Origin of the sequence: Cutibacterium modestum, assembly GCF_008326345.1 — a bacterium.
Classification (GTDB): domain Bacteria; phylum Actinomycetota; class Actinomycetes; order Propionibacteriales; family Propionibacteriaceae; genus Cutibacterium; species Cutibacterium modestum.
In genome coordinates, this window is sequence record NZ_BJEN01000003.1 from 395,143 (window position 1) to 418,653 (window position 23,511).

Consider the following 23,511-nt stretch of genomic DNA (forward strand, 5'->3'; position numbering starts at 1 on the left):
AAAGTGGTGCCGAGGATCACATTGGCGGGGTAGCTCAGGGGTAGAGCAAGCGGCTCATAATCGCTGTGTCGCGGGTTCGATTCCCGCTCCCGCTACCAACCTAAACCGGGGAAACCCGGGAGTGCCCACTCCGCACGGCTCGAAAGTAGGAAAGATGGCCAAAAAGTCCGGCGACGTTCGCCCGAAGATCACGCTCGCCTGCACCGAGTGCAAGGAGCGCAACTACATCACCAAGAAGAACCGCCGCAACAATCCTGATCGCATGGAGATGGCGAAGTTCTGCCCGCGCTGCCGTAAGCACACGGCGCACCGTGAGACCCGCTGACATCGGGATCTAGATCCAAGAACCTTAAACGAGGGGTCGTCTTTAGAGCGGTCCCTCGTGCTGTGTGTGGAGCGGAGAGCGTGTTCCGGCGGGCTCTGTGATTTGGCGGCAGAAGGGTAGAAGCACACATGGGGGCTTCGTGTAGCCGGCAGCAGCCCTCTGGCCACTGTGGGCGCCGCTTGTCTTTCGGATGGTGTCCGCTAGCTGCCAAAACTACCTTGGATTCGTGACGGTAACGTTACCGTCGGCTTTTTTGGGCAGCTACGGACAGTAAACGCTGGTATCGGGCCTCACATACACCACATTGCGGATAGTTCTTTGCGACTTGCCCTACCATGCTCTCGCAGTATGTTCACCCAACATCACGCCTAGCCGGCTAGATGAAGAAGAGGTCCCACACATATCTGTGCTGCTTGCTTTGTTCCATCTCGAAGCGCTCCGCGGCGTCGGGGGTCTGGGATAGCCTGACAGCATGTCGATCAGTCCTGATGTCGTCGGGCGCACCTACCCGACGACAGACCCCTACCTCGTTACAGCGGAGAAAATCCGTGAACTTGCCACTGCTTTGGGTGACACCGCTCCGGCCTATCAAGGCGACGACCCGATTGCCCCGCCCACATTCGCGATGGTGCTGGCGTCTCGGGCGTGGGAGGCGTTGTTCGACGATGAGCAGCTTGACCTGCACCTGGAGCACATGATCCACACCGACCAGTCTTTTAACTGGATCCGTCCGCTCCACAAGGGCGACGAGGTGACAGCCACCCTCACGATCACTTCCGTACGTATCCGAGGCAATAGCGACATCATCGGTATCGACGTCTCTTTGGATCACGTCAACGGCGAGCATTTGGGCAATGCCACCTCAACGTTGTGGCACACCCGTCCGAAGGGGGACGCGTGAGCCTTGAGCTGACAGAGGGCCAAACGTTCGGACCGCGCACCATCAAGGTCACTCGGACCACTCTGGTCCGCTACGCAGGCGCGTCCGGCGACTTTAACCCTATTCACTACAGTGATTGCGCCGCCCGTGAGGCCGGCATGGACGGAGTGATCGCCCATGGCATGTGGACTATGGGTGCGACTCTTGGTGCTGTCATCGACTGGGTTGGTGGCCCTGAGCGGGTTATTTCGCAGCGGGCCCGCTTTACCCGACCGGTTCAGGTTCCGGATACCAAGGAGGGCGCAGCCATTGAGGTTGCCGCCATGGTACGCAAGGTCAGTGATGAAGCGGCGACCCTTGCCGTCGACGTCAAATGCAATGGCCAATCGGTCCTCGGCCGCGTCGAGGTCGGCGTCAGGCGGGGGGAGTAATGAGTACCACTGTCATCGGCCCTTACGAGGACGACGATCCCGCGGAGGCATGCAGCACTATCCACCATGAGGCCATTGGGGCAACATCCGCACTGTCTGGTGGCGACAGCGTCTCGTTGGCCCCATTGACAACCTTGAAGGTAGGCGGCCCGGCCCGTCGCCTCGTCATTGCGACGACCAACGATGAACTCCTGGGGGCTGTTCGCGACTGTGATCGTTGCGGCGAACCATGCCTGGTGCTCGGTGGCGGCTCGAATGTCCTCGTTGGTGACGGCGGGTTCGACGGTACTGTTGTCCGCGTCGCTACCTCGGGGCTGTCCGCGGAGGTCTCGTCGTGCGGGGGTGCTTTGGTGACGGTCGCTGCGGGCCAGGTTTGGGATGACTTTGTCGTCCACGCCATCGAGCAGGAATGGATCGGCCCGGAATTCCTCTCCGGTATCCCCGGTCTCGTCGGGTCGACGCCCATTCAGAACGTCGGTGCGTACGGCGTCGAAGTGAGCGAGTTCATCGCGAGGGTGCGTACTTGGGACCGTGTCGACGACACCCAGCGCACTTTTACCGCTGATCAGTGTGGCTTCGGGTATCGCTCTAGCCGTTTCAAGGCTGAGCCTGATCGTTACGTCGTCCTTGACGTCACCATGCAATTTAACCTCGGTACCCGCTCTTTACCAGTCCGCTACGCCGAGCTAGCGCGACGTTTGGGCGTCAAGCTGGGGGAGAGGGTCAATACGTCCACGGTGCGCGAGACGGTACTGGCGGTCCGTGGCGGCAAAGGGATGGTCCTCAATCCCGATGACTATGACACCTGGAGTGCCGGATCTTTCTTTACCAACCCGCTGGTGGCTCCGGATCAGGTTCCCGACGGAGCTCCGGCCTTCGCCCAGCCCGACGGTCGGGTCAAGACGAGCGCGGCTTGGCTCATCGACCACGCCGGTTACGGCAAGGGGTTTAAGGTGGCTGGCGACGCCCCGGCAAGTCTGTCGACCAAGCACGTGCTGGCTCTGACGAATCGTGGAGGTGCCAGTTCCGACGATCTCACCACCCTGGCACGCACCGTTATCGACGGAGTCCGCGACGCCTATGGGATCACCTTGGTGCCGGAGCCGCGCCTGATCGGCTGCACGATCTGACCGTTCCCATCACGGTTGGTCCCAGCATGGCAGATGACCCTTCATGCCCGGCTGTAGGGGAGGGTCGCGTATCATTTTGACCGGCGGGGGGAGACAATTGGGCCATGACCACCCCGCTAATTGACCTGTCCTACGATGACCTATCCGCCTTGCATCAACAGTTGAGTAGCGAGCATGCCGACCTCGCCGCTCGTGGTGTCTCTCTTAATATCACCCGCGGCAAACCCTCCCCAGCTCAGCTCGAACTCAACGCAGACTTGCTGACGATCGACGTCCCTTCCCATGCCGAGGATGGCCAGGACGTCCGCAATTACGGCGGTAACCGAGGCCTCCCCGAGATTCGCCGTATTTTCGGCGAACTTCTGGGCGTCGACGTCGACCACATCATCGCTGCCGATAATTCCAGCCTGTCGATCATGCACGACCTGGCGATGTTTGCCTTCGTTCATGGCATCGCCGGACAGCGGCCTTGGTCTGGCGAGAACGTCAAGTTCATCGCCCCGGTTCCCGGTTACGACCGCCACTTTGCCATCTGCGAGCATCTGGGTATCGAGATGATCCCGGTGGAGCTGGGAGAGCACGGACCTGACGTCGACGAGGTCTCGAAGCTTGCCGCCGATCCGTCGGTCAAAGGCATGTGGGTTGTACCGATGTACGCCAACCCGAACGGCGTCATCTATGACGAACAGACAATCCGGGCCTTAGTATCCATGCCGGCAGCGCCAGATTTCCGCATTTGGTGGGATAACGCTTACGCCCTGCACCACCTCACCGACACCGAGCGTCCCGCCCTACCGGTGCTCCGATGGGCCGAGGAGGCAGGCAATCCCGACCGTGTGTTCGAGCTGGCCTCAACGTCCAAGATCACCTTCGCCGGTGATGGCATTTCCTTCCTTGCCTCCTCCAAGGCCAACCTGGACTGGTACTTGGGACATGCAGCGATTCGCTCGATCGGTCCTGACAAGGTCAATCAGTTGCGTCACGCGCAGTATCTGCGTGACGCCGAGGGGGTTCGCAAGCTCATGCGTGCTCATCGTGAGATCCTCGCTCCGAAGTTCGTGCTTGTCGACGAGATCCTCACGCATCGCTTGGGCGGACGTGGTGTCGCATCTTGGACCCACCCGACTGGCGGTTACTTCATCACCCTCGACGTTATGGACGGTACTGCATCGCGGGTTGTTGCTTTGGCTAAGGAGGCTGGAATCGCGCTGACCCCGGCTGGAGCGTCTCACCCGCTGCACCACGATCCGCACGATCGCACGATTCGTCTGGCCCCGTCGTTTCCGGGCATGGGCGAGCTGCGAGATGCCATGGAGGGTGTTTCGACCTGCGTTCTGCTCGCAGCTAGCGAGAAGCTGTTGAAAGACTAATTTCGGTCACGAAAGCAGCCTGATTAAACACGGTGCAGCGGCCCTGCGCTCACCAAGGAGGTGTGCAAACTTGCGACCAGCCTCAAGTTTGACTCTGGTGACGACATCGTGTCCGTTGAGGCCCCCAGTTAAAGGTTTGGCAAGTCGAAGGATGGACAGCAGTACGACGTCGTTGATGAAGCCGGGATGCAGGAGTTGGCGCAGGCGATGGGCACCGACACGATGGATAAGTACGTGGCCAGCCGTTTGGCGTGATGGATGGTTGGCAGGGAGTTTTGTAGGTGTCTTCCGTGCCTGATTCGACGCGGGACCGGATTCTCTCCTATACTCCCTGTGCTGGTGTTGTCACCCAGGCAACGCTGAAGGGCACTAGCTCAATTGGCAGAGCAGCGGTCTCCAAAACCGCAGGTTGGGGGTTCAAGTCCCTCGTGCCCTGCGGGACGCTTGTGCGGGGCGTTTCCCTGGTGCATAGCCGTGGCGAAGTCCTGTCCACGGCACCAACCGTCAGGCAGGACCCGAAGGAATAGCGTGACCGACGAGAAGCGAAACCTCAGTGACGGAGACGATCCTTCCGTCAAGGGCGAGCTGTCTCCGAGGGGCGAGGATCTCGCATCCAACAACCTTCCGGAGGCTGACGAATATGACGTCGTTGACTCAGAGGCTGAGAAGTTGACGAGCCCAGATGATGTCGTCGATGAGACTCCGGATAAAGCCGATCCTGGAGACGTGGTCATTGACGATCCTAACCAACTTGAGGAAGCGGAGGGGGCCGCCGCATCGGCTCGTTCTTCCCGCCCAGTGCATAAGAAGGATTCTGCTGGCAAACCTGCCCGCCGCGGCAAGCCCGTGCGCAAAGCGGCTAACGCGAGCGATGAGAAGCCCGCTGCGTCTGCTGCTAAATCTACTGGCCCTACGCCGAAGCGTGAGCTAACGAAGGCTCCGATTCGCAAGGCGAGCTCTCAACATAAGCCCGTCGACCAAGACAAGCATCGCGCTGGCCCGGTGATCTTTACTAAGCAGTCGGTTGCTGAGTTGCGTAAGGTCAAGTGGCCTACTGGCGACGAGTTGGGCCAGTACTTCATCGTCGTCCTCGTCTTTGTTCTGCTCATCATCGCCTACGTCAGTAGTTTGGACGTCCTCTTCGGATGGATCGTCATCAAGCTCTTTGGCAACTGACGATCACATTGGAGAATTGACCTGTGACTGACAGCCCCCATTTCAGCGAGAATGACGACGTCGAGATCAACCTCGACGTGTTGACCCCCGACACCGACGAGGAGAAGGACGACGAGGCCGAGATCGACCTTGGAGACCTCAGCGAGGAGAGCTCCGCTCAGGAGCCCGAGGTCACCCTTGATCTTGGTGACGATGAGTCTGCTGAGGCTTCAGACGACGACATCGCTCGCAATCTCGGCATCGGGCAGGCAGCTGACGATGAGGAAGGCGCCGACGAGGATGAGCCGGCTGAGGCTGGTAACCAGGATGTCGTTGACGCTGCCATCGAGGAGTTGCGCGACGAGCTGTCCTCGAAGTTCGGCGAATGGTACGTGCTGCACACCTACTCCGGCATGGAGAACAAGGTGAAGCAGAACCTTGATGCCCGGGTACAGAACTTCAATATGGAGGACTACATCTTTGAGACGGTCGTTCCTACTGAGGAGGTCGTCGAGATCCGCAATGGCGCACGCCGCACGATCACCAGGGTGTACCTGCCTGGTTACGTGCTGGTGCGGATGGACCTGACTGACGACTCGTGGGGCATCGTGCGTCATACTCCGTCGGTGACTGGGTTCGTCGGGCAATCTACTACTCCGATCCCGCTGACGTTCGACGAGGTCGTCAAGATGCTGACGCCGTCGGTCATCGCCAAGGCTAGTCGCGAGAATGCGGACAAGGCTCCCTCACCGAAAGCCAAGCCGAAGGTTGAGGTTGCCGATTATGAGGTTGGCGAGTCGGTGCAGATTACTGATGGCCCGTTCGCTGGTGTCCCGGCCCAGATCACTGAGATCAACACCAATAACCAGCGCGTCAAGGCTCTAGTCGAGATTCTTGGCCGCTCCACACCAGTGGACCTCGAGTTCAACCAGATCGAAAAGATCTGAACCTGATTTTGGCCCCAACCGGCCGAGATGCTTAGACTTGGCCGGTGCGTCTGTGTCCGGGTGCTCGTCACACTCGGATTCGCACTGACCGCACCGACCGGTGCTGTCACCACCGAAAGAAGGACCCAACATGCCTGCTAAGAAGAAAGTAGCGGCCGTCGTTAAGGTCGCACCGCAAGCGGGACAGGCCACCCCAGCCCCGCCCGTTGGTATGGCTCTTGGCCCCCATGGTGTCAACATCATGGAGTTCTGCAAGGCCTACAACGCCCAGACCGAGGGACAGCGCGGGAACATTGTCCCGGTCGAGATCACCATCTACGAGGACCGTACCTTCAGCTTCGTCCTTAAGACCCCTCCGGCGGCCGAGCTCATCAAGAAGGCTGCTGGGATCAAGAAGGGTACCGAGAACACTCTGACTCACAAGGTCGGCAAGATCACCACGGATCAGGTCCGTGAGATCGCTGAGACCAAGATGCCCGACCTTAATGCCAACGACATTGAGGCCGCCATGAAGATTGTGACCGGTACCGCTCGTTCCATGGGCGTCGAGGTTGAGGCCTGAGCTCCCCCGAACCCTCAGACAGTTTTTCGCATAAATAGTTTTTGTGGAGGGGCACGCGCCGCCCTCACCACACCTGGTGAAAGGAACCAGATATGAAGCGCAGCAAGGCTTATCGCGCAGCCGTCGAGAAGGTGAACCTCGACCAGCTCTACTCTCCGGAGGAGGCCTTGTCCTTGGTGGCTGCCGGTGCATCGGCCAAGTTCGACGAGACCGTTGACGTGGCTATCCGGCTCGGTGTCGACCCTAAGAAGGCCGACCAGATGGTTCGCGGTACCGTCAACCTTCCCAACGGTACTGGCAAGACGGCACGGGTCCTCGTCTTCGCCACTGGTGAGAAGGCCGAGGCGGCCCGCGAGGCGGGCGCCGACGAGGTCGGTGACGACGATCTCATCGCCAAGGTTCAGGGCGGGTACCTGGACTTCGATTCCGTGGTTGCTACCCCGGACATGATGGGCAAGGTCGGCCGTCTGGGCCGCGTCCTCGGTCCGCGTGGTCTGATGCCGAACCCCAAGACCGGCACCGTCACCATGGACGTTGCTAAGGCTGTCTCCGACATCAAGGGCGGCAAGATCGAGTTCCGCACTGATCGTTACGCCAACCTCCACTTCCTCATCGGAAAGGTGTCTTTCGGATCGGAGAAGCTAACCGAGAACTACTTCGCTGCTCTCGACGAGATCCTGCGTCTCAAGCCAAGCGCTGCTAAGGGTCGCTATCTGCGCAAGATTACCGTCTCCTCGACGATGGGTCCCGGTGTGCAGATCGATACTGCTGCCGCTCGCGACACAGAGTGACTAACTGAACTACTGATGGCCCTCACCACATCGTGGCGGGGGCCATCATTCTTTTCTCGTGGCCAAGCTCAGCGCGGGCAACTCAGATGCGAGCGTGGTTGTGACGGCATCATGACGCAAGGCGAGTTCCTGGGCACACATCCCACCGGTTCTTGCCTGTTTTGCTGAGGCGGCGGGAGCCTGTCTATTACGTGATTTGGTGCTATGGCCCCAGTCAGCTACCCTTTATACGTTGCCGTAGACCGTTGGTCGGGGTTCCCCGCCAAGCATCCGGAGTGACGGATGGCCCGCGCAGGTGAATGCCGAGATGACTCTGTTACCCCGTCGTGCGCCTGTGCACCGGGGTTTTCTTTTTGTCCTCCGCTACGGCTCCGGCGCTAGCAGCTCGACTGCCAGCGCGACATACGAGAAGTGGGAAGGAGACCCAATGGCTAGGCCTGACAAGGTCGCTGCGGTCGCCGAGCTGAAGGAGAAGTTCTCTTCGGCCGACGCCACCGTACTGACCGAGTACCGCGGTCTCTCCGTGTCGGCGCTCAAGGATCTGCGCCGTTCGCTGGGGAGTGAGGCCACCTATGCCGTTGCGAAGAACACCCTCACCCGCATCGCCGCCAAGGAGGCGGGTATTGAGGGACTTGATGAGCAGCTCGTCGGCCCCACCGCCCTCGCCTTCATTAACGGTGATGTGGCCTCCGTGGCCAAGGGTCTGAAGAACTTCGCAAAGGACAACCCGCTCCTAGTTATCAAGGGCGGTGTGATGGACGGTAACGTCCTCGACGCCGACCAGGTTAAGAAGCTCGCCGATCTCGAGTCCCGCGAGGTCCTCCTCGCTAAGCTCGCCGGTGGCCTCAAGGCCAACCTCACGAAGGCCGCCGTGGTCTTCAATGCCCTGCCGTCTAAGGCTGCTCGCGGCCTCGGCGCCCTGCAGGACAAGGCTGCTGCTGATCCGTCCGTGATCGGTGGAGCTGGAGAGGCTTGCGACCAGGAGCCCAAGACAACCACCCCTGAGGCGTCCGCCGCCCAGGACAACACCAACGAGTGAAAGGACGCCCATCATGGCGAAGCTCAGCAACGAAGAGCTCCTTGACGCTTTCAAGGAGATGACCCTTATCGAGCTCTCTGAGTTTGTGAAGCAGTTTGAGGAGACCTTCGACGTCTCCGCCGCCGCTCCGGTGGCTGTTGCCGCTGCTGCCGGTGCTCCGGCTGCCGGTGGCGAGGCTGCTGCTGCCGAGGAGGAGAAGGACGAGTTCGACGTCATCCTCGAGTCGGCCGGCGACAAGAAGATCCAGGTCATCAAAGAGGTCCGTGGCCTCACCAGCCTGGGCCTGAAGGATGCCAAGGACCTCGTCGAGGGCGCCCCGAAGCCCGTCCTCGAGAAGGCCAAGAAGGAAGACGCCGAGAAGGCTAAGGAGGCCCTTGAGGCCGCCGGCGCCACCGTCACCCTCAAGTGACGATCCTCGCGTAGCGACTGTTTCAACAGGTCAATAGATCCGCGTCAACTCGGTTGGGTTGGCGCGGATCTTCATTACCCCAAAGGAGTGGTTACGTGCGCTCTAATCCGCGCCCATGAGCGCGCCGGATTGCTTCCCCAGCTGTGATCGGGCGCAGTTTAAGTGCAGCAGTGGTGCTGATTTGCAAGACTCGTTAATGTCGACGTACACTTACTCTCTGCATCATTGCCAGCAATCGCCCGTGCTTGACATGGGCGGTTTGTCATGCCCCAGACCGGCCGACGGGTCGGTTGTAGGAGTTCTCGGAAGGACCGCACATTGGCCGCCACGCGTACTGCGTCGAAGAACACCAACGTCATTTCTCCCCAGTCGGGACGAATTTCATTCGCCAAGATTCACGAGCCGTTGGAAGTTCCCAACCTTCTCGACCTGCAGGTTGAGTCGTTCAACTGGCTCGTTGGCAACGAGATATGGCAGTCCCATGTGGACGCCGCCCTTGCAGAGGGGCGCACCGACATCAACACCAAGTCTGGTCTCGAGGAGATCTTCGAGGAGATCTCTCCGATCGAGGACTACTCCCAGACGATGTCCCTGTCTTTCCGGGACCACCGGTTTGAAGATCCTAAGCACAGCGTCGACGAGTGCAAGGATCGTGACACCACTTACGCGGCCCCGCTGTTCGTGACCGCGGAGTTCATGAATAACGAAACCGAGGAGATTAAGTCCCAGACGGTCTTCATCGGCGATTTCCCGCTTATGACTTCGAAGGGCACCTTCATTATCAACGGCACCGAACGTGTCGTCGTCTCCCAGTTGGTGCGTTCCCCAGGTGTCTATTTCGAAAAGACTTCCGACAAGACCTCCGACAAAGACATCTTCACCTGCAAGGTGATTCCGTCGCGTGGTGCCTGGCTTGAGTTCGAGATCGACAAGCGCGATACCGTCGGTGTCCGTTTGGATCGTAAGCGCAAGCAGAACATCACCGTCTTCCTCAAGGCTCTCGGCTGGACTGCTGACCGGATCCTTGAGGAGTTCGGCGACCACGAGTCGATCCGCCAGACCCTTGAGAAGGATCACGGCGTCGAGACTCAGGATCAGGCCCTCCTCGACATCTACAAGAAGTTGCGCCCCGGCGAACCGCCGTCCCGTGACGCCGCACAGCAGCTGCTTGAGAACTACTACTTCAACCCGAAGCGCTACGATCTGGCCAAAGTTGGCCGTTACAAGATCAACAAGAAGCTTGGCCTGGACCTGCCCTTCGACCAGCAGGTGCTGACGATCGACGATCTTGTTGCTGCCATCCACTTCGTGTGCGCTTTGCACGAGGGTACCGAGGTCCTGCCGCGTGAAGGTCGCGACGACATCGTCGTTGAGCCCGACGACATTGACCACTTCGGTAATCGTCGTCTGCGCACCGTCGGCGAGCTTATCCAGAACCAGTTGCGTACCGGCCTGGGCCGCATGGAGCGTGTCGTGCGGGACCGCATGACTACTCAGGACATTGAGGCCATTACCCCGCAAACCTTGATCAACATCCGCCCGGTTACGGCGGCGATCAAGGAGTTCTTCGGGACCTCCCAGCTGTCGCAGTTCATGGACCAGAACAACCCGCTAGCCGAGATGACTCACAAGCGTCGTCTGTCGGCTTTGGGCCCCGGTGGTCTGTCCCGTGATCGTGCTGGCATGGAGGTCCGCGATGTCCACCCGTCGCACTACGGCCGTATGTGCCCAATTGAGACCCCTGAGGGTCCAAATATCGGTCTGATTGGTTCGCTGGCCTCCTTCGCTCGCGTCAACGCTTTCGGGTTCATTGAGACCCCGTACCGTAAGGTCGTTGACGGGCACGTTACCGACGAGGTCGTCTACCTCACTGCTGACGAAGAGGATCGTCACGTCATTGCTCAGGCTAACGCCAAGCTTGATGACGAAGGTCATTTCGTCAACGACCGCGTCTTGGTGCGCCAGCGCCACGGCGAGGCCGACGAGGTCCCGAGTTCCGACGTCGACTACATGGATGTTTCCCCGCGCCAGATGGTGTCGGTGGCGTCCGCTCTCATCCCGTTCCTTGAGCACGATGATGCCTCCCGAGCCCTCATGGGCGCGAACATGCAGCGTCAGGCCGTGCCGCTGGTGCGCACTGAGGCTCCGTTCGTTGGAACCGGTATGGAGTACCGCTGCGCGGTCGACGTCGGTGACGTCACCCTTGCTGAGAAGGCCGGTTCTGTCCTGTCAGTGAGCGCTGACCTTATTGATATCGCTTGCGATGACGGCACGTACCAGACCTACAAGCTGGAGAAGTTCCGCCGCTCGAATGCCGGCACCTGCATTAACCAGCGTCCGCTGGTTAAGGTGGGGCAGCGCGTTGAGGTTGGTACCCCCCTGGCCGACGGGCCGTCGACCGACAAGGGTGAATTGGCCCTGGGTCGTAACATGTTGGCCGCATTCATGCCTTGGCAAGGCCTCAACTATGAGGACGCCATTATCTTGTCCCAGCGAATCGTCTCTGACGACGTTCTCACCTCGATCCACATCGAGGAGCATGAGGTCGATGCCCGTGATACCAAGCTGGGTGCCGAGGAGATCACTCGGGATATTCCAAACGTTTCCGAGGACATGCTGGCCAACCTGGACGAGAACGGCATCGTGCGTATCGGCGCTGAGGTCGGCACTGGTGACATCTTGGTGGGGAAGGTTACCCCGAAGGGCGAGACCGAGTTGACCCCTGAAGAACGGCTGCTGCGCGCAATCTTCGGCGAGAAGGCCCGTGAGGTTCGTGACACCTCCCTCAAGGTTCCTCATGGCGAGGAGGGCACTGTTATTGGGGTGCGCATCTTCGACACTGAGGACGGTGACGAGTTGGCCCCTGGTGTCAACCAGATGGTTCGCGTCTACGTTGCCCAGAAGCGCAAGATCTCGATCGGTGACAAGCTTGCCGGACGCCACGGTAACAAGGGCGTCATCTCGAAGATCCTACCTGTTGAAGATATGCCATTCTTGCCGGACGGCACCCCCGTCGACATCATCCTCAACCCGCTGGGCGTGCCCTCGCGAATGAACGTCGGTCAGGTGCTTGAGATGCACCTGGGCTGGATCGCTCACTCCGGCTGGGATATCACCCAGGCTGAGGGCGATTGGGCTGAGCGTTTGCGTGAGGTCGGCCTTATTGACGTCCCTGAGGAGTCTCGCCTGGCCACCCCGGTCTTTGACGGCGCTACCGAGGAGGAGATCACCGGTCTACTGGAGTACGGTCACCCGACCCGCGATGGCGAGATGCTCGTCGACACCGACGGTAAAGCGACTCTTTTCGATGGCCGTACTGGCGAGCCGTTCCCCTCGAAGGTTGGTGTCGGCTACATGTACATGCTGAAGCTGCACCACCTGGTCGATGACAAGATCCACGCCCGCTCCACGGGCCCGTACTCGATGATCACCCAGCAGCCGCTCGGCGGTAAGGCCCAGTTCGGTGGTCAGCGATTCGGTGAGATGGAGGTGTGGGCCATGGAGGCCTATGGCGCTGCCTGGGCCTTGCAGGAGCTGCTCACCATCAAGTCCGATGACGTTCCGGGCCGTGTCAGGGTCTACGAGGCGATCGTCAAGGGCGAGAACATTCCTGAGCCGGGTATTCCTGAATCTTTCAAGGTGCTTGTCAAGGAGATGAAGTCACTCTGCCTGAATGTGGAGGTGCTCAACTCGGAGGGTCAGGAGATCGACCTGCGCGACTCTGAGGAAGACACCCGGTCCGGTCTGGGTATCGACATTGGGCGTCGTCCCGGAGCCGATAACGCCATGGCCAACTGACCTGCCCATATGTCGGGGGCGGCAACGTCGCCTCCGACCCCCGAACACAGTCCGTTTGACGGGGGTGGGGACGGGCCCGGACAACCCGACCCACATAGACACCCCGACTGGAACCCCTTCTGACGAGGAGGGGCCACCACCCACCCGAGTGGGGGAAAGAGAACAATCGTGCTGGACACCAACTACTACGACCGGTTGCAGATCGGCCTGGCCACGGCCGACCAGATCCGTGCGTGGAGCCACGGCGAGGTCAAGAAGCCCGAGACCATTAACTACCGCACCCTCAAACCCGAGCGTGACGGCTTGTTCTGCGAGAAGATCTTCGGCCCGACCCGTGACTGGGAGTGCTACTGCGGCAAGTACAAGCGCGTGCGCTTCAAGGGCATCATCTGTGAGCGCTGCGGCGTTGAGGTGACTCGCTCCAACGTGCGTCGTGAGCGTATGGGACACATCGAGTTGGTCGCGCCGGTGACCCACATCTGGTACTTCAAGGGAGTTCCCTCCCGGCTGGGGTACTTGCTGGATATCGCCCCGAAGGACCTCGAGAAGGTCATCTACTTCGCGGCCTACATGATTACCGCCGTCGATGAGGAGGCTCGCCATCGCGACCTTCCGTCGCTGGAGGCCAAGGTGCAAACTGAGCGGTCGCGCCTGGAGCAGCGCCGTGACTCTGAGTTGGAGGCCCGCCGGGTCAAGCTCGAAGAGGATATGGCTCAGCTTGAGGCTGACGGTGCAAAGGCTGACGTCCGACGCAAGGTTAAGGACGGCGCCGAGAAAGAGCTTAAGCACATCGAGACTCGCGCTCAGCGCCAGATTGACCGTCTGGATGCCGTGTGGGATCGCTTCAAGAACCTTAAGGTCCAGGATCTTGAGGGTGATGAGATTCTTTACCGCGAAATGAAGTCACGCTTCGGTAAATACTTTGAGGGCTCGATGGGTGCTGAGGCGATCAAGCGTCGCCTGCACGATTTTGACCTCAATGGTGAATCTGAGAAGCTGCGCGAGATCATCAAGACTGGTCGCGGCCAGAAAAAGACCCGCGCCCTCAAGCGCCTCAAGGTAGTACAGGCTTTTCTTGATTCCGGCAACTCGCTGGAGGGCATGGTGCTGGACTGCGTCCCGGTGATCCCGCCGGACCTGCGCCCGATGGTGCAACTCGACGGTGGCCGCTTCGCGACGTCTGACCTTAATGATCTTTACCGTCGCGTCATTAATCGAAATAATCGGCTCAAGAGGCTGGTTGATCTTGGCGCTCCCGAGATCATCGTCAACAACGAGAAGCGGATGCTCCAGGAAGCCGTTGACTCGCTGTTTGACAACGGTCGTCGCGGGCGTCCGGTGAGCGGCCCGGGCAACCGTCCGCTGAAGTCACTGTCCGACATGCTTAAAGGCAAGCAGGGCCGTTTCCGTCAGAACCTGCTCGGTAAACGCGTCGACTATTCTGGCCGCTCGGTCATTGTCGTTGGCCCGCAGCTCAAGATGCATCAGTGCGGTCTGCCGAAGACGATGGCCTTGGAGCTGTTCAAGCCCTTCGTTATGAAGCGGCTCGCTGACCTTGAGCATGCTCAGAATGTGAAGTCCGCCAAGCGAATGGTTGAGCGTCAACGCCCGGTCGTGTGGGATGTCCTCGAAGAGGTCATTAAGGAGCATCCGGTTCTGCTGAACCGCGCACCTACGTTGCACCGCCTGGGTATTCAGGCCTTCGAGCCTCAACTCATTGAGGGCAAGGCTATCCAGCTTCACCCGCTTGTCTGCTCGGCTTTCAACGCCGACTTCGACGGTGACCAGATGGCTGTGCATCTGCCACTGAGTCCCGAGGCCCAGGCTGAGGCCCGCGTCCTTATGCTGTCGACAAACAACATTCTCAAGCCGGCTGACGGCCGCCCGGTCGCTCTACCTTCGCACGAGATGATTATCGGCGCTTACTACTTGACGATGGCCCTTGACGGTCTTAAGGGCGAGGGCCGTGCCTTCAGCTCGTTGGCCGAGGCTATCATGGCCCATGATCTCGGTGAGCTTGAGGTCGGTGCGAAGATCAAGCTCCGTCTTCAGGGTATTGTGCCGCCGCATGACGAGACGGTTCGTGCTGACGGCTCGGTCATCCTCGACACTACTCTCGGACAGGCACTGTTTAACGAGGTACTTCCGGATGACTACCCGTACGTTGATTTCTTGGTCGGAAAGAAGCAGATCGGCAAGATCGTCAACGATCTCAGTGAGCGCATGACCCAACTTGAGGTGGCCCACGTCCTTGACAACCTTAAGGACATCGGCTACAAGTGGGGCTCTTTGTCCGGTGTGACCGTCTCTATCGGTGACGTCCAGACCCCGCCAACCAAGCCGCAGATCCTGGCTGGTTATGAGGCTCGGGCTGCCAAGGTTGACCGCGAGTACGACCGTGGTGCTGTGACTGAGGAAGAGCGTCGTCAGGATCTGATCCAGATCTGGACTGAGGCCACTGCCGAGCTGACCGCCGCCATGGAGGCTAACTTCACTCAGACCAACCCGATTCATATGATGGTCGATTCGGGGGCTCGAGGCAGTATGACGCAGATGCGCCAGATTGCCGCTATGCGTGGTCTGGTGGCGGACCCGAAGGGTGACATTATTCCTCGCCCGATTAAATCGAACTTCCGTGAGGGCTTGACGGTTCTGGAGTACTTCATTTCCACCCACGGCGGTCGTAAGGGACAGGCTGATACCGCTCTGCGTACCGCTGACTCGGGTTACCTGACTCGTCGTTTGGTCGATGTTTCGCAGGACGTCATCGTCAGGGAGAAGGATTGCGGTACGACCCGCGGCATGCCTAAGACCATCGCTATTGATGATGGCAACGGCAACCTGGTACGTGCCGAGGGGCTAGACACTGCGGTGTACGCTCGCTGTCTGGCCGTCGACGCCGTCGACGCCAACGGCAACGTCGTGGTGGAGGCCAACTCCGATCTTGGTGACGAGGAAATCTCTAGGCTCATCGCCGCCGGCATCGCGCAGATCAAGGTGCGCTCGGTGCTCACCTGCACTGCTGCCCAGGGCTGCTGCGCTCGCTGCTACGGGCGTTCGTTGTCGACCGGACACCTGGTCGACGTTGGCGAGGCCGTCGGTATCATCGCTGCACAGTCGATTGGTGAGCCCGGGACCCAGCTGACGATGCGTACGTTCCACACTGGTGGTGTTGCCGGTGACGACATCACCCAGGGTCTTCCCCGTGTCGTCGAGCTCTTTGAGGCTCGTAGCCCGAAGGGTAAATCGCCGCTGGCCGAGGCTGCTGGTGTCATCCGCATTGACGAGTCCGATAACCGTCGCAAGCTTGTGTTGGTGCGTGACGACGGCGAGGAGGACGTTGAGTACGCGATCCCGCGTCGTGCCCGTCTTGAGTTCGATCTCGACGGTACCCACCGTGTCATCCGTGACGGTGTGCGGGTCGCCGCTGGTGAGCAGCTCATGGGTGGTACCGCCGACCCGCAGGACGTGCTGCGTATTTCCGGTGTTCGTCGGGTGCAGGAGTACCTCGTTAAGGAAGTCCAGAAGGTCTACAACACGCAGGGTGCGGGTATCCACGAGAAGCACATCGAGATTGTCATTCGCCAGATGTTGCGCAGGATCACCGTTATTGAGTCTGGTGACACCCAGATGATGCCTGGCGAACTCGTGGACCGCAGCGTCTATGAGGCCGCTAACCGTAAGGCGATTTCCGAGGGTGGTCGTCCAGCCGAGGGCCGCCCGGTGCTTATGGGCATCACCAAGGCGTCGTTGGCTACCGAGTCGTGGTTGTCGGCGGCCTCCTTCCAGGAGACCACCAAGGTTCTCACCGATGCTGCGATTAACGGGAGGACGGACACCTTGGTTGGTCTCAAGGAGAATGTCATCCTTGGTAAGCTCATCCCGGCCGGTACCGGTCTGGAGGTCTATCGCAATATGCGTGTGGAGCCGACCGCAGAGGCCAAGGCTGCCGCGTTCACGATGAACTACGACCCGTTCGATTACGACTTCGGCTCGAGTTCGGGCGCGGCTGTTCCGCTGGAGGATCTGGACCTGGGCGATTTGGGTTGAGGTGATGTCAATCCTGGGCCTCTCTTCCCTCATTGAGGGAAGAGAGGCCTTTTTATATGTGAAAGGGTCACTGCCCGATTCTTGCCGGGCTTTTTGAATGGAACGTCGCAACGAGGCGGCCCACCTCCAGTAGTGCGAATGAGTCCCAATACCATGTACCATGGTCATGGTTCTCCCGTCGATGATGTGCGCGGACAATCTCCCGGGCCGTCTACCGAGGTGAACCGCCTGTCTCGTGGGAAAGAAGTGATATGCAGACTAGGAAGAGCCGGCGGAGGCTGGTGGTGCTAGCCGTTCTCATGACCCTGATTGCGTCGATGTTCGGACCGGTGTCATGGGCCACGGACGCAAAGGTGATTTTGAGGAAAGATCACACCGACGTCTTTTACATCACCACCGACACCGGCGCCCCCGTCGTCAGGGTCGACAATGGCCTCCATTCGCGGATGTGCGACCCAAGCAAGGTCGAATTCCAGATTCAGTCGGACACGTACGGACGGTACAAGCTCACAGGACTGAGTGAGTTGCCCCTTGAGGGTTATTACACCGGCAACGAGGATGCCGACGAATGGTTTGAGCCTGGTTGGAATGCCCCGGGCTTCAAAAACAATGGATTCGACGCACTGCGCGTCGACTTCACTGCGATTACGGGTCCAGGAAAGGTATATCTTGCCGTTCTCACCCGAGGAGGATGAGAACGGCAAGCTCGGTGCCTTTCTTGCCGATGACACATATCAGGTTGCCAAAGGGGCCTCACTGCCGATCAATGGTCATCAGCATGCCCACTGGTTCTTTACTCGGGCCGGTAAATACACGATGAGCGGGGTTGCCGTCGGTAAGAGGACCGACGGAAAGGAGGTCTCCTCGAAGCCGTTCACATTTTCGTGGGACGTCCTGAAGTCTGATGACGACAAGCGCGCTGATGCTGCGGATGATCCGTCTGAAGAGCCATCTGGCAACCCCTCGGCTAAGCCCTCTTCTGAGCCGGTGAAGGATCCGTCTGGGGAACCGAGCGACGCAGCAGCCCCGAAGATTGACGACACCAAAATCGAGATCGCTCAAGGTCATCTTGACGTATTCGCTGGTATCGCCCACAACCGCAAGCTATTGATGGCCATCAAGGATGACCGAAGTGGCGAGGTCATTTACCGGGCACCCGAGGCAGTGACACTGCGTGTCGGTGAGAACGCCTACCGGAGATTACCGAAGAACATGCACGACCGCTTCGCGCCTGAGGGGTACCTTCTGGCTCAGAATGGTGAGAATCAGCAGGAGGTCTTGTTCCCGGGCTGGGACACCTATGGCGTTGCACCAAATTTCGAGGCTGTTGCTCTCGAGTTTGTCGATGTGAAAGGGCCGGGAAAGGTATACATGTTCATGCAAAGGATCGGTAAGCTGCGATCCCCGCTAGCCTCTGGCTCGTGGGTACTGGCCTTGGGAGAATCCATCTCACAAAAGAAGCCGGGTCATGTCCACGCCAACTGGTTATTCGAGAAGCCAGGTACTTAGACCATGAAGGTCCGTCTTAGGGGAGTCCCAGTGAAGGCGACTGATGGCAAGGCTATCGTCTCTGAGCCGGTGACCTATACGTGGGTTGTTGGCGACCGGCGCCGCGGCCAGCCGGCTGCTGGATCGATTAGTCAGCCGTCTATCGCGGCGCCGACCAGTCAGCTTGTCGAGGGGGCCAGTGAGAAGGCTGCTTCCGATGCGGAGCCAGCCCCGATGCCGACTCATGCCCCTGATATGCCATCGATGAACGTACCGGGCCCCTCGAAACCGATGACGACCGCGAGGGGCTTGCCATATACGGGCATCTGAGGAGCATATAAACCACGTCATCTCCGGCCTTGGCCTGGCGAGTGGGGCCCAGTCAGGTCTGGTCACCGTGCTTACGGTGGCCAGACCTATCCGTTGGTTGGCCGCGCCGCGATGGACTGGCGGTGCGTGGATGAAGGCGTAAGCTAGGTGATGGCGCTTGCCAAGGTACCTGCTGTGCTACGAGGGGATGACGGGATGAAGCGAACAATTCTGACGGGTGCGGTCGCGGCGTGCCTGGGAATGGCCGCCTTCGTGACGGTGGCTCCTGGTGCGAGAGCAGAGGGTGTTCCGGTTCCAGTCCCGACGTCCAAGGTGCCTGTAAGCGGCGGTCCGACTGATTATCTACCGGTGCATGGGGGCGACGGAACCACCCGGTTATCTTGCCACCACACTATTCTGCCCCCGGAGATTCGCGGTGGCACGATTTACCTACCTGATATTAGCGCCGGGCCGATCATTTTACCGGCCATCAAGGGTGGCACGATTTACTTGCCCGACATCAGTGCCGGACCGGTCATTCTACCGACAATCAAGGGTGGCACGATCACCCTTCCCGATATCAGCGGACGTCCCATTGTTCTTCCCAAGATCAAGGGCGGGACGGTGAGTATTCCGCCGATCACTTTCCCGTCGCTCCGTGCTGCGGGCAATATTCGGGTTAACGGCATCGCCCGAGGCCTGACCAACGGTCGGGGGAACTTCCTTGCTGCAGGTGGAATGGGTGCCCCCGCGAGTCGCCCGATGGCTCTTCCTCGGACTGGTGCTTAAGGCCTCCGGGAGAGCCTCTCCTTACCTGAAGAAGTCTGCAGGAAATTTTGACTCGCTGCTGCCGCGCCTCACGTGGTGCCACCGAGTTTGACCCCCGCAATGCGGGGAGATACCCTGTTAAGGCATGTCCGGTTCGTCCGGACGTTTGTGCGTGCCCTGGCATGGCGATTTACGACCGCTCGAGTTGCTGCGAGAAGGTCTGCCCGTGCGGAGTTCGCACGGCACTCCCAGATCTGCAGCGAGGGACAGCGGTGATTCCGACCCAGCGATGGAGGGGTGCGAAACCAGGGAATTCCGAACACACCAGACGGAAAGAGATACCAGCCGGTGCCTACAATCCAGCAGCTGGTCCGCAAGGGCCGCACTGACAAGATCAGCAAGAACAAGACGCCTGCCCTCAAGGGCTCGCCGCAGCGTCGTGGCGTGTGCACCCGTGTGTACACCACGACGCCGAAGAAGCCGAACTCGGCGCTACGAAAGGTTGCCCGTGTGCGCCTCTCGTCGGGCGTTGAGGTCACGGCTTATATTCCCGGTGTCGGACACAACCTTCAGGAGCACTCCATGGTGCTCGTGCGTGGCGGTCGTGTGAAGGACCTCCCGGGTGTGCGTTACAAGATTGTCCGCGGCTCCCTCGACACCCAGGGCGTTAAGGGTCGCAAGCAGGCCCGTAGCCGTTACGGCGCCAAGAAGGAGAAGTGATTCATGCCTCGTAAGGGACCCGCGCCAAAGCGTCCAGTGATGGTCGATCCTGTCTACGGATCTCCCCTCGTCTCCCAGCTCGTGAGTAAGATCCTTCTTGACGGTAAGAAGACTGTCGCCCAGAACATTGTCTACACCGCCCTTGAGGGCTGCCGCGCCAAGAATAACACCGATCCGGTGCAGACCCTCAAGCGTGCGCTTGACAACATCAAGCCCTCGCTAGAGGTCAAGTCCCGTCGCGTTGGCGGTGCCACCTATCAGGTGCCGGTCGAGGTCAAGCCTGCCCGTCAGACAACCTTGGCGATGCGTTGGCTGGTGGCTTTCTCCCGTGAGCGCCGTGAGAAGACCATGGCTGAGCGCCTTATGAACGAGATCCTTGACGCCTCCAACGGCCTTGGTGCTTCGGTGAAGCGCCGTGAGGACACTCACAAGATGGCTGAGGCCAACCGCGCATTCGCCCACTACCGCTGGTGATTGTGAGCCCTCTTCCCGCCTGGGAAGGGGGCACAGTCACGTCCAGCCCAGAAACCTGCGGTTTACCGTAGGTTCATTTGCGTCGAGCATCATACGAAGACCACTTACTCCAAGATTCGAGGTCAAGCACAGTGGCCAAAACTGACCTGAGCAAGGTTCGCAATATCGGCATCATGGCCCACATCGATGCCGGCAAGACGACGACGACCGAGCGCATCCTCTACTACACCGGCAAGTCGTACAAGATCGGTGAGGTCCACGACGGCGCTGCCACCATGGACTGGATGGAGCAGGAGCAGGAGCGCGGCATTACCATTACCTCCGCCGCGACCACCACCTTCTGGCATAACACCCAGATCAACATCATTGACACCCCCGGACACGTGGACTTCACCGTCGAAGTGGAGCGTTCGCTGCGTGTTCTTGACGGTGCTGTCGCCGTTTTCGACGGCGTGGCTGGCGTCGAGCCGCAGTCGATGACTGTGTGGCGTCAGGCCGCTAAGTACGGCGTGCCGCGCATCTGCTACATCAACAAGCTGGACCGCACTGGCGCATCCTTTGACCACTGCGTCAACACCATCAAAGAACGTCTGCACGCTATCCCGGTTCTGTTGCAGCTGCCGATCGGTGCTGAGGACCAGTTCATGGGAATCGTCGATCTGGTCGAGATGAACGCGAAGACTTGGCGCGGCGAGACCGAGCTCGGTGCTCACTACGAGACCGAGGACATCCCGGCCGACATGAAGGACGACGCCGAGGCCGCTCGCGCCGAAATGCTCGAGACTGTCGCTGAGAACGATGAAGAGTTCATGGAGCTCTACCTCGAAGATCCCGATGCCGTGACCGTCGACCAGGTCAAGGCTGCCATCCGTCGCGGCGTTCTGGCTTCCGCCTTCACCGCCGTCACCTGTGGTACCTCCTTCAAGAACAAGGGCGTGCAGCCGCTACTCGACGCCATCGTCGACTACCTGCCGTCCCCGGTTGACGTTCCCGCCATCTCCGGCTTCAAGCCCGGTGACGAGTCCGTCGAGCTTGAGCGCCACCCCTCTGACGAAGAGCCGCTGTCAATCCTGGCCTTTAAGATTGCCTCGGACCCGCATCTGGGCAAGCTGACTTTTGTGCGCGTCTACTCCGGTGTCCTCCACGCTGGCGACCAGGTGCTGAACGCCACCAAGGGTAAGAAGGAGCGCATCGGCAAGATCTACCAGATGCACGCCAACAAGCGTGAGGAGATCGAGAGCATTGGGGCCGGTATGATCTGCGCGGTCATGGGCCTCAAGGACACCACCACCGGCGAGACCCTTTGCGATCAGTCGGATCCCATCATCCTCGAGTCGATGAGCTTCCCGACCCCCGTGATCGAGCAGGCTATCGAGCCGAAGTCGAAGGCCGACCAGGAGAAGCTCTCCAACGCGATTCAGCGTCTCGTTGAGGAGGACCCAACCTTCCGCGTTCACACTGACGAGGAGACCGGTCAGACCATCGTGGCTGGCATGGGCGAGCTCCACTTGGACGTTTTCATCGACCGCATGAAGCGCGAGTTTCACGTTGAGGCAAACATTGGCAAGCCGCAGGTCGCTTACCGCGAGACCCTGCGCAAGCCCGTTGAGAAGTACGAGTACACGCACAAGAAACAGACCGGTGGTTCCGGCCAGTTCGCCCGCGTCATCATCTCGATCGAGCCGCAAGAGCCCGGTTTCGGCTATGAGTTCGTCAACGCCGTGACTGGTGGCCGTGTTCCTAAGGAGTACATCCCCTCGGTAGATGCTGGCGTTCAGGAGTCCATGCAGTTCGGTGTTCTTGCTGGCTACCCGGTTGAGGACCTCAAGGTCACCTTGCTTGACGGTGCTTACCATGAGGTTGACTCCTCTGAGATGGCGTTTAAGATCGCCGGCTCGATGGCTTTCAAGGAGGCTGCTCGCAAGGCCAATCCGGGTCTGCTTGAGCCGCTGATGGCCGTTGAGGTGACGACCCCTGAGGATTACCTCGGTACGGTCATCGGTGACCTTAACTCCCGTCGTGGCCAGATCCAAGAGATGGTTGAGGAGCATGGGAACAAGGTCGTGCGCGCCCTGGTTCCGTTGTCTGAGATGTTTGGATATGTCGGTGACTTGCGCTCTAAGACCTCCGGACAGGCCTCCTACTCCATGGAGTTCGATTCTTATGGTGAGTGCCCGGCCACGGTTGCTGACGAGATTATCGCCAAGGCTAATGGGGGCAAGTGAGCCTGCAGTTATAGCTGGCTGAATGATCGGTCCGGTCCCACATATGTGGAGCCGGGCCGATTGTCATGTGGTGGCCGAAGTTCTCGGTATGTTGCAGGGGCGTAAGAGGTTTGCAATTCTGATGAAGGTTGTCGTGCGGGCTGGGTGACAGGAATCACGGACCGAGGCGAACATCGTGATGGCTGGCCCCACCGAGGATGTCCCATGGCCGACAAATGTAGACCCGAAGGTCCAAGGTCAAGGGCGTAGGTCGCGCAGTCGCATACGAGGGTTTCACTTTTCTTTTCGCTTGTCCCGCATGTGATTGCCGCGGCGTCGCTGACGGTGGCTCTTTCCTGGATGGAGAATGTGGCACAAGATGCTCAGCGATCTCGTTCATTCATTGTGATCGATATGGGGCGTGCAGCCAATCTGGTTTCACTGGGGATAGACAATAAGTCCTGTCAGAATACGTCGATTTCTTCACAGAGCATCATTATCTGCGCCGAGAATGTAGTACGACCATCTTGGGAGCCCGTGACGAGGATGGTAACCCAATGACCCGAGCGATTGTCCACGTCGTCACCCGGTCCGGGTGTGGAGTGGTCTTCTCCAGATGGCGGTGATGCCATGAATTCCGATGTGACAAATGAAAGGCCTG

General features: G+C 59.7%; 17 protein-coding genes, 2 tRNA genes and 1 pseudogene. All 20 read left to right on the forward strand.

All coding sequences use genetic code 11. The features are described 5' to 3' along the window. The first annotated feature begins 23 nt into the window (after window positions 1–23). The 20 genes and pseudogenes from F1563_RS10175 to fusA all read left to right on the forward strand — a co-directional run bounded on the left by F1563_RS10175 (window position 24) and on the right by fusA (window position 22,871). A tRNA-Met gene (locus F1563_RS10175) sits at window positions 24–98 on the forward strand. 56 nt (window positions 99–154) lie between these two features. Next, a complete protein-coding gene (gene rpmG, locus F1563_RS10180; RefSeq protein ID WP_002514900.1) occupies window positions 155–325 on the forward strand; it encodes a 50S ribosomal protein L33 in 171 nt (56 codons plus the stop codon). Window positions 326–797: 472 nt separating this feature from the next. After that, a complete protein-coding gene (locus F1563_RS10185) occupies window positions 798–1,226 on the forward strand; it encodes an FAS1-like dehydratase domain-containing protein (protein ID WP_002528795.1) in 429 nt (142 codons plus the stop codon). After that, complete coding sequence (locus F1563_RS10190) at window positions 1,223–1,636, forward strand: MaoC family dehydratase (RefSeq protein ID WP_002528794.1); 414 nt, start codon at window positions 1,223–1,225, stop codon at window positions 1,634–1,636. Before F1563_RS10185 ends, F1563_RS10190 begins: the two co-directional genes overlap by 4 nt. Further along, window positions 1,636–2,766, forward strand: a complete 1,131-nt coding sequence (locus F1563_RS10195) for a UDP-N-acetylmuramate dehydrogenase (RefSeq protein WP_002528793.1) — start codon at window positions 1,636–1,638, stop codon at window positions 2,764–2,766. Before F1563_RS10190 ends, F1563_RS10195 begins: the two co-directional genes overlap by 1 nt. Window positions 2,767–2,870: 104 nt before the next feature. Continuing rightward, window positions 2,871–4,136: an aspartate aminotransferase type Ic gene (locus F1563_RS10200; protein ID WP_002528792.1), complete on the forward strand. Its 1,266-nt coding sequence runs from the start codon at window positions 2,871–2,873 to the stop codon at window positions 4,134–4,136. A 363-nt stretch (window positions 4,137–4,499) separates the two neighbouring features. After that, window positions 4,500–4,572, forward strand: a tRNA-Trp gene (locus F1563_RS10210). Window positions 4,573–4,664: 92 nt separating this feature from the next. Continuing rightward, window positions 4,665–5,312, forward strand: a complete 648-nt coding sequence (gene secE / locus F1563_RS10215) for a preprotein translocase subunit SecE (protein ID WP_002528791.1) — start codon at window positions 4,665–4,667, stop codon at window positions 5,310–5,312. Window positions 5,313–5,335: 23 nt separating this feature from the next. Further along, on the forward strand, window positions 5,336–6,238 hold the full coding sequence (gene nusG, locus F1563_RS10220; protein ID WP_002528790.1) for a transcription termination/antitermination protein NusG: 903 nt from the start codon (window positions 5,336–5,338) through the stop codon (window positions 6,236–6,238). Between the two features lie 130 nt (window positions 6,239–6,368). Continuing rightward, window positions 6,369–6,800 (forward strand): 50S ribosomal protein L11, encoded by a 432-nt coding sequence (gene rplK / locus F1563_RS10225; RefSeq protein WP_002528789.1) that lies wholly within the window; start codon window positions 6,369–6,371, stop codon window positions 6,798–6,800. Window positions 6,801–6,892: 92 nt separating this feature from the next. Continuing rightward, window positions 6,893–7,591 carry a 50S ribosomal protein L1 gene (rplA, locus tag F1563_RS10230; RefSeq protein ID WP_002528788.1) on the forward strand — a complete coding sequence of 233 codons (699 nt, stop codon included), beginning with the start codon at window positions 6,893–6,895 and terminating at the stop codon, window positions 7,589–7,591. Between the two features lie 427 nt (window positions 7,592–8,018). Beyond that, entirely contained in the window at window positions 8,019–8,630 is a 612-nt protein-coding gene (gene rplJ, locus F1563_RS10235; RefSeq protein ID WP_007434077.1) for a 50S ribosomal protein L10, read from the forward strand. Window positions 8,631–8,643: 13 nt separating this feature from the next. Next, window positions 8,644–9,039 (forward strand): 50S ribosomal protein L7/L12, encoded by a 396-nt coding sequence (gene rplL, locus F1563_RS10240; protein WP_002528785.1) that lies wholly within the window; start codon window positions 8,644–8,646, stop codon window positions 9,037–9,039. Between the two features lie 318 nt (window positions 9,040–9,357). Beyond that, window positions 9,358–12,837 carry a DNA-directed RNA polymerase subunit beta gene (gene rpoB / locus F1563_RS10245; protein WP_007434076.1) on the forward strand — a complete coding sequence of 1,160 codons (3,480 nt, stop codon included), beginning with the start codon at window positions 9,358–9,360 and terminating at the stop codon, window positions 12,835–12,837. Window positions 12,838–13,005: 168 nt separating this feature from the next. After that, the gene (locus F1563_RS10250; RefSeq protein ID WP_002528783.1) at window positions 13,006–16,887 is read left to right on the forward strand and encodes a DNA-directed RNA polymerase subunit beta'; all 3,882 of its coding nucleotides are present in this window, start codon (window positions 13,006–13,008) and stop codon (window positions 16,885–16,887) included. Between the two features lie 251 nt (window positions 16,888–17,138). Beyond that, a pseudogene (locus F1563_RS13695) lies at window positions 17,139–18,705 on the forward strand (choice-of-anchor M domain-containing protein). 195 nt (window positions 18,706–18,900) lie between these two features. After that, window positions 18,901–19,473, forward strand: a complete 573-nt coding sequence (locus F1563_RS14905; protein WP_371863510.1) for a hypothetical protein — start codon at window positions 18,901–18,903, stop codon at window positions 19,471–19,473. Window positions 19,474–19,800: 327 nt separating this feature from the next. Further along, window positions 19,801–20,172 carry a 30S ribosomal protein S12 gene (gene rpsL / locus F1563_RS10275; protein WP_002528778.1) on the forward strand — a complete coding sequence of 124 codons (372 nt, stop codon included), beginning with the start codon at window positions 19,801–19,803 and terminating at the stop codon, window positions 20,170–20,172. A gap of 3 nt (window positions 20,173–20,175) precedes the next feature. Then, entirely contained in the window at window positions 20,176–20,646 is a 471-nt protein-coding gene (gene rpsG, locus F1563_RS10280; protein ID WP_002549882.1) for a 30S ribosomal protein S7, read from the forward strand. 131 nt (window positions 20,647–20,777) lie between these two features. Beyond that, window positions 20,778–22,871 carry an elongation factor G gene (gene fusA / locus F1563_RS10285; protein ID WP_002528776.1) on the forward strand — a complete coding sequence of 698 codons (2,094 nt, stop codon included), beginning with the start codon at window positions 20,778–20,780 and terminating at the stop codon, window positions 22,869–22,871. Window positions 22,872–23,511: the final 640 nt, after the last annotated feature.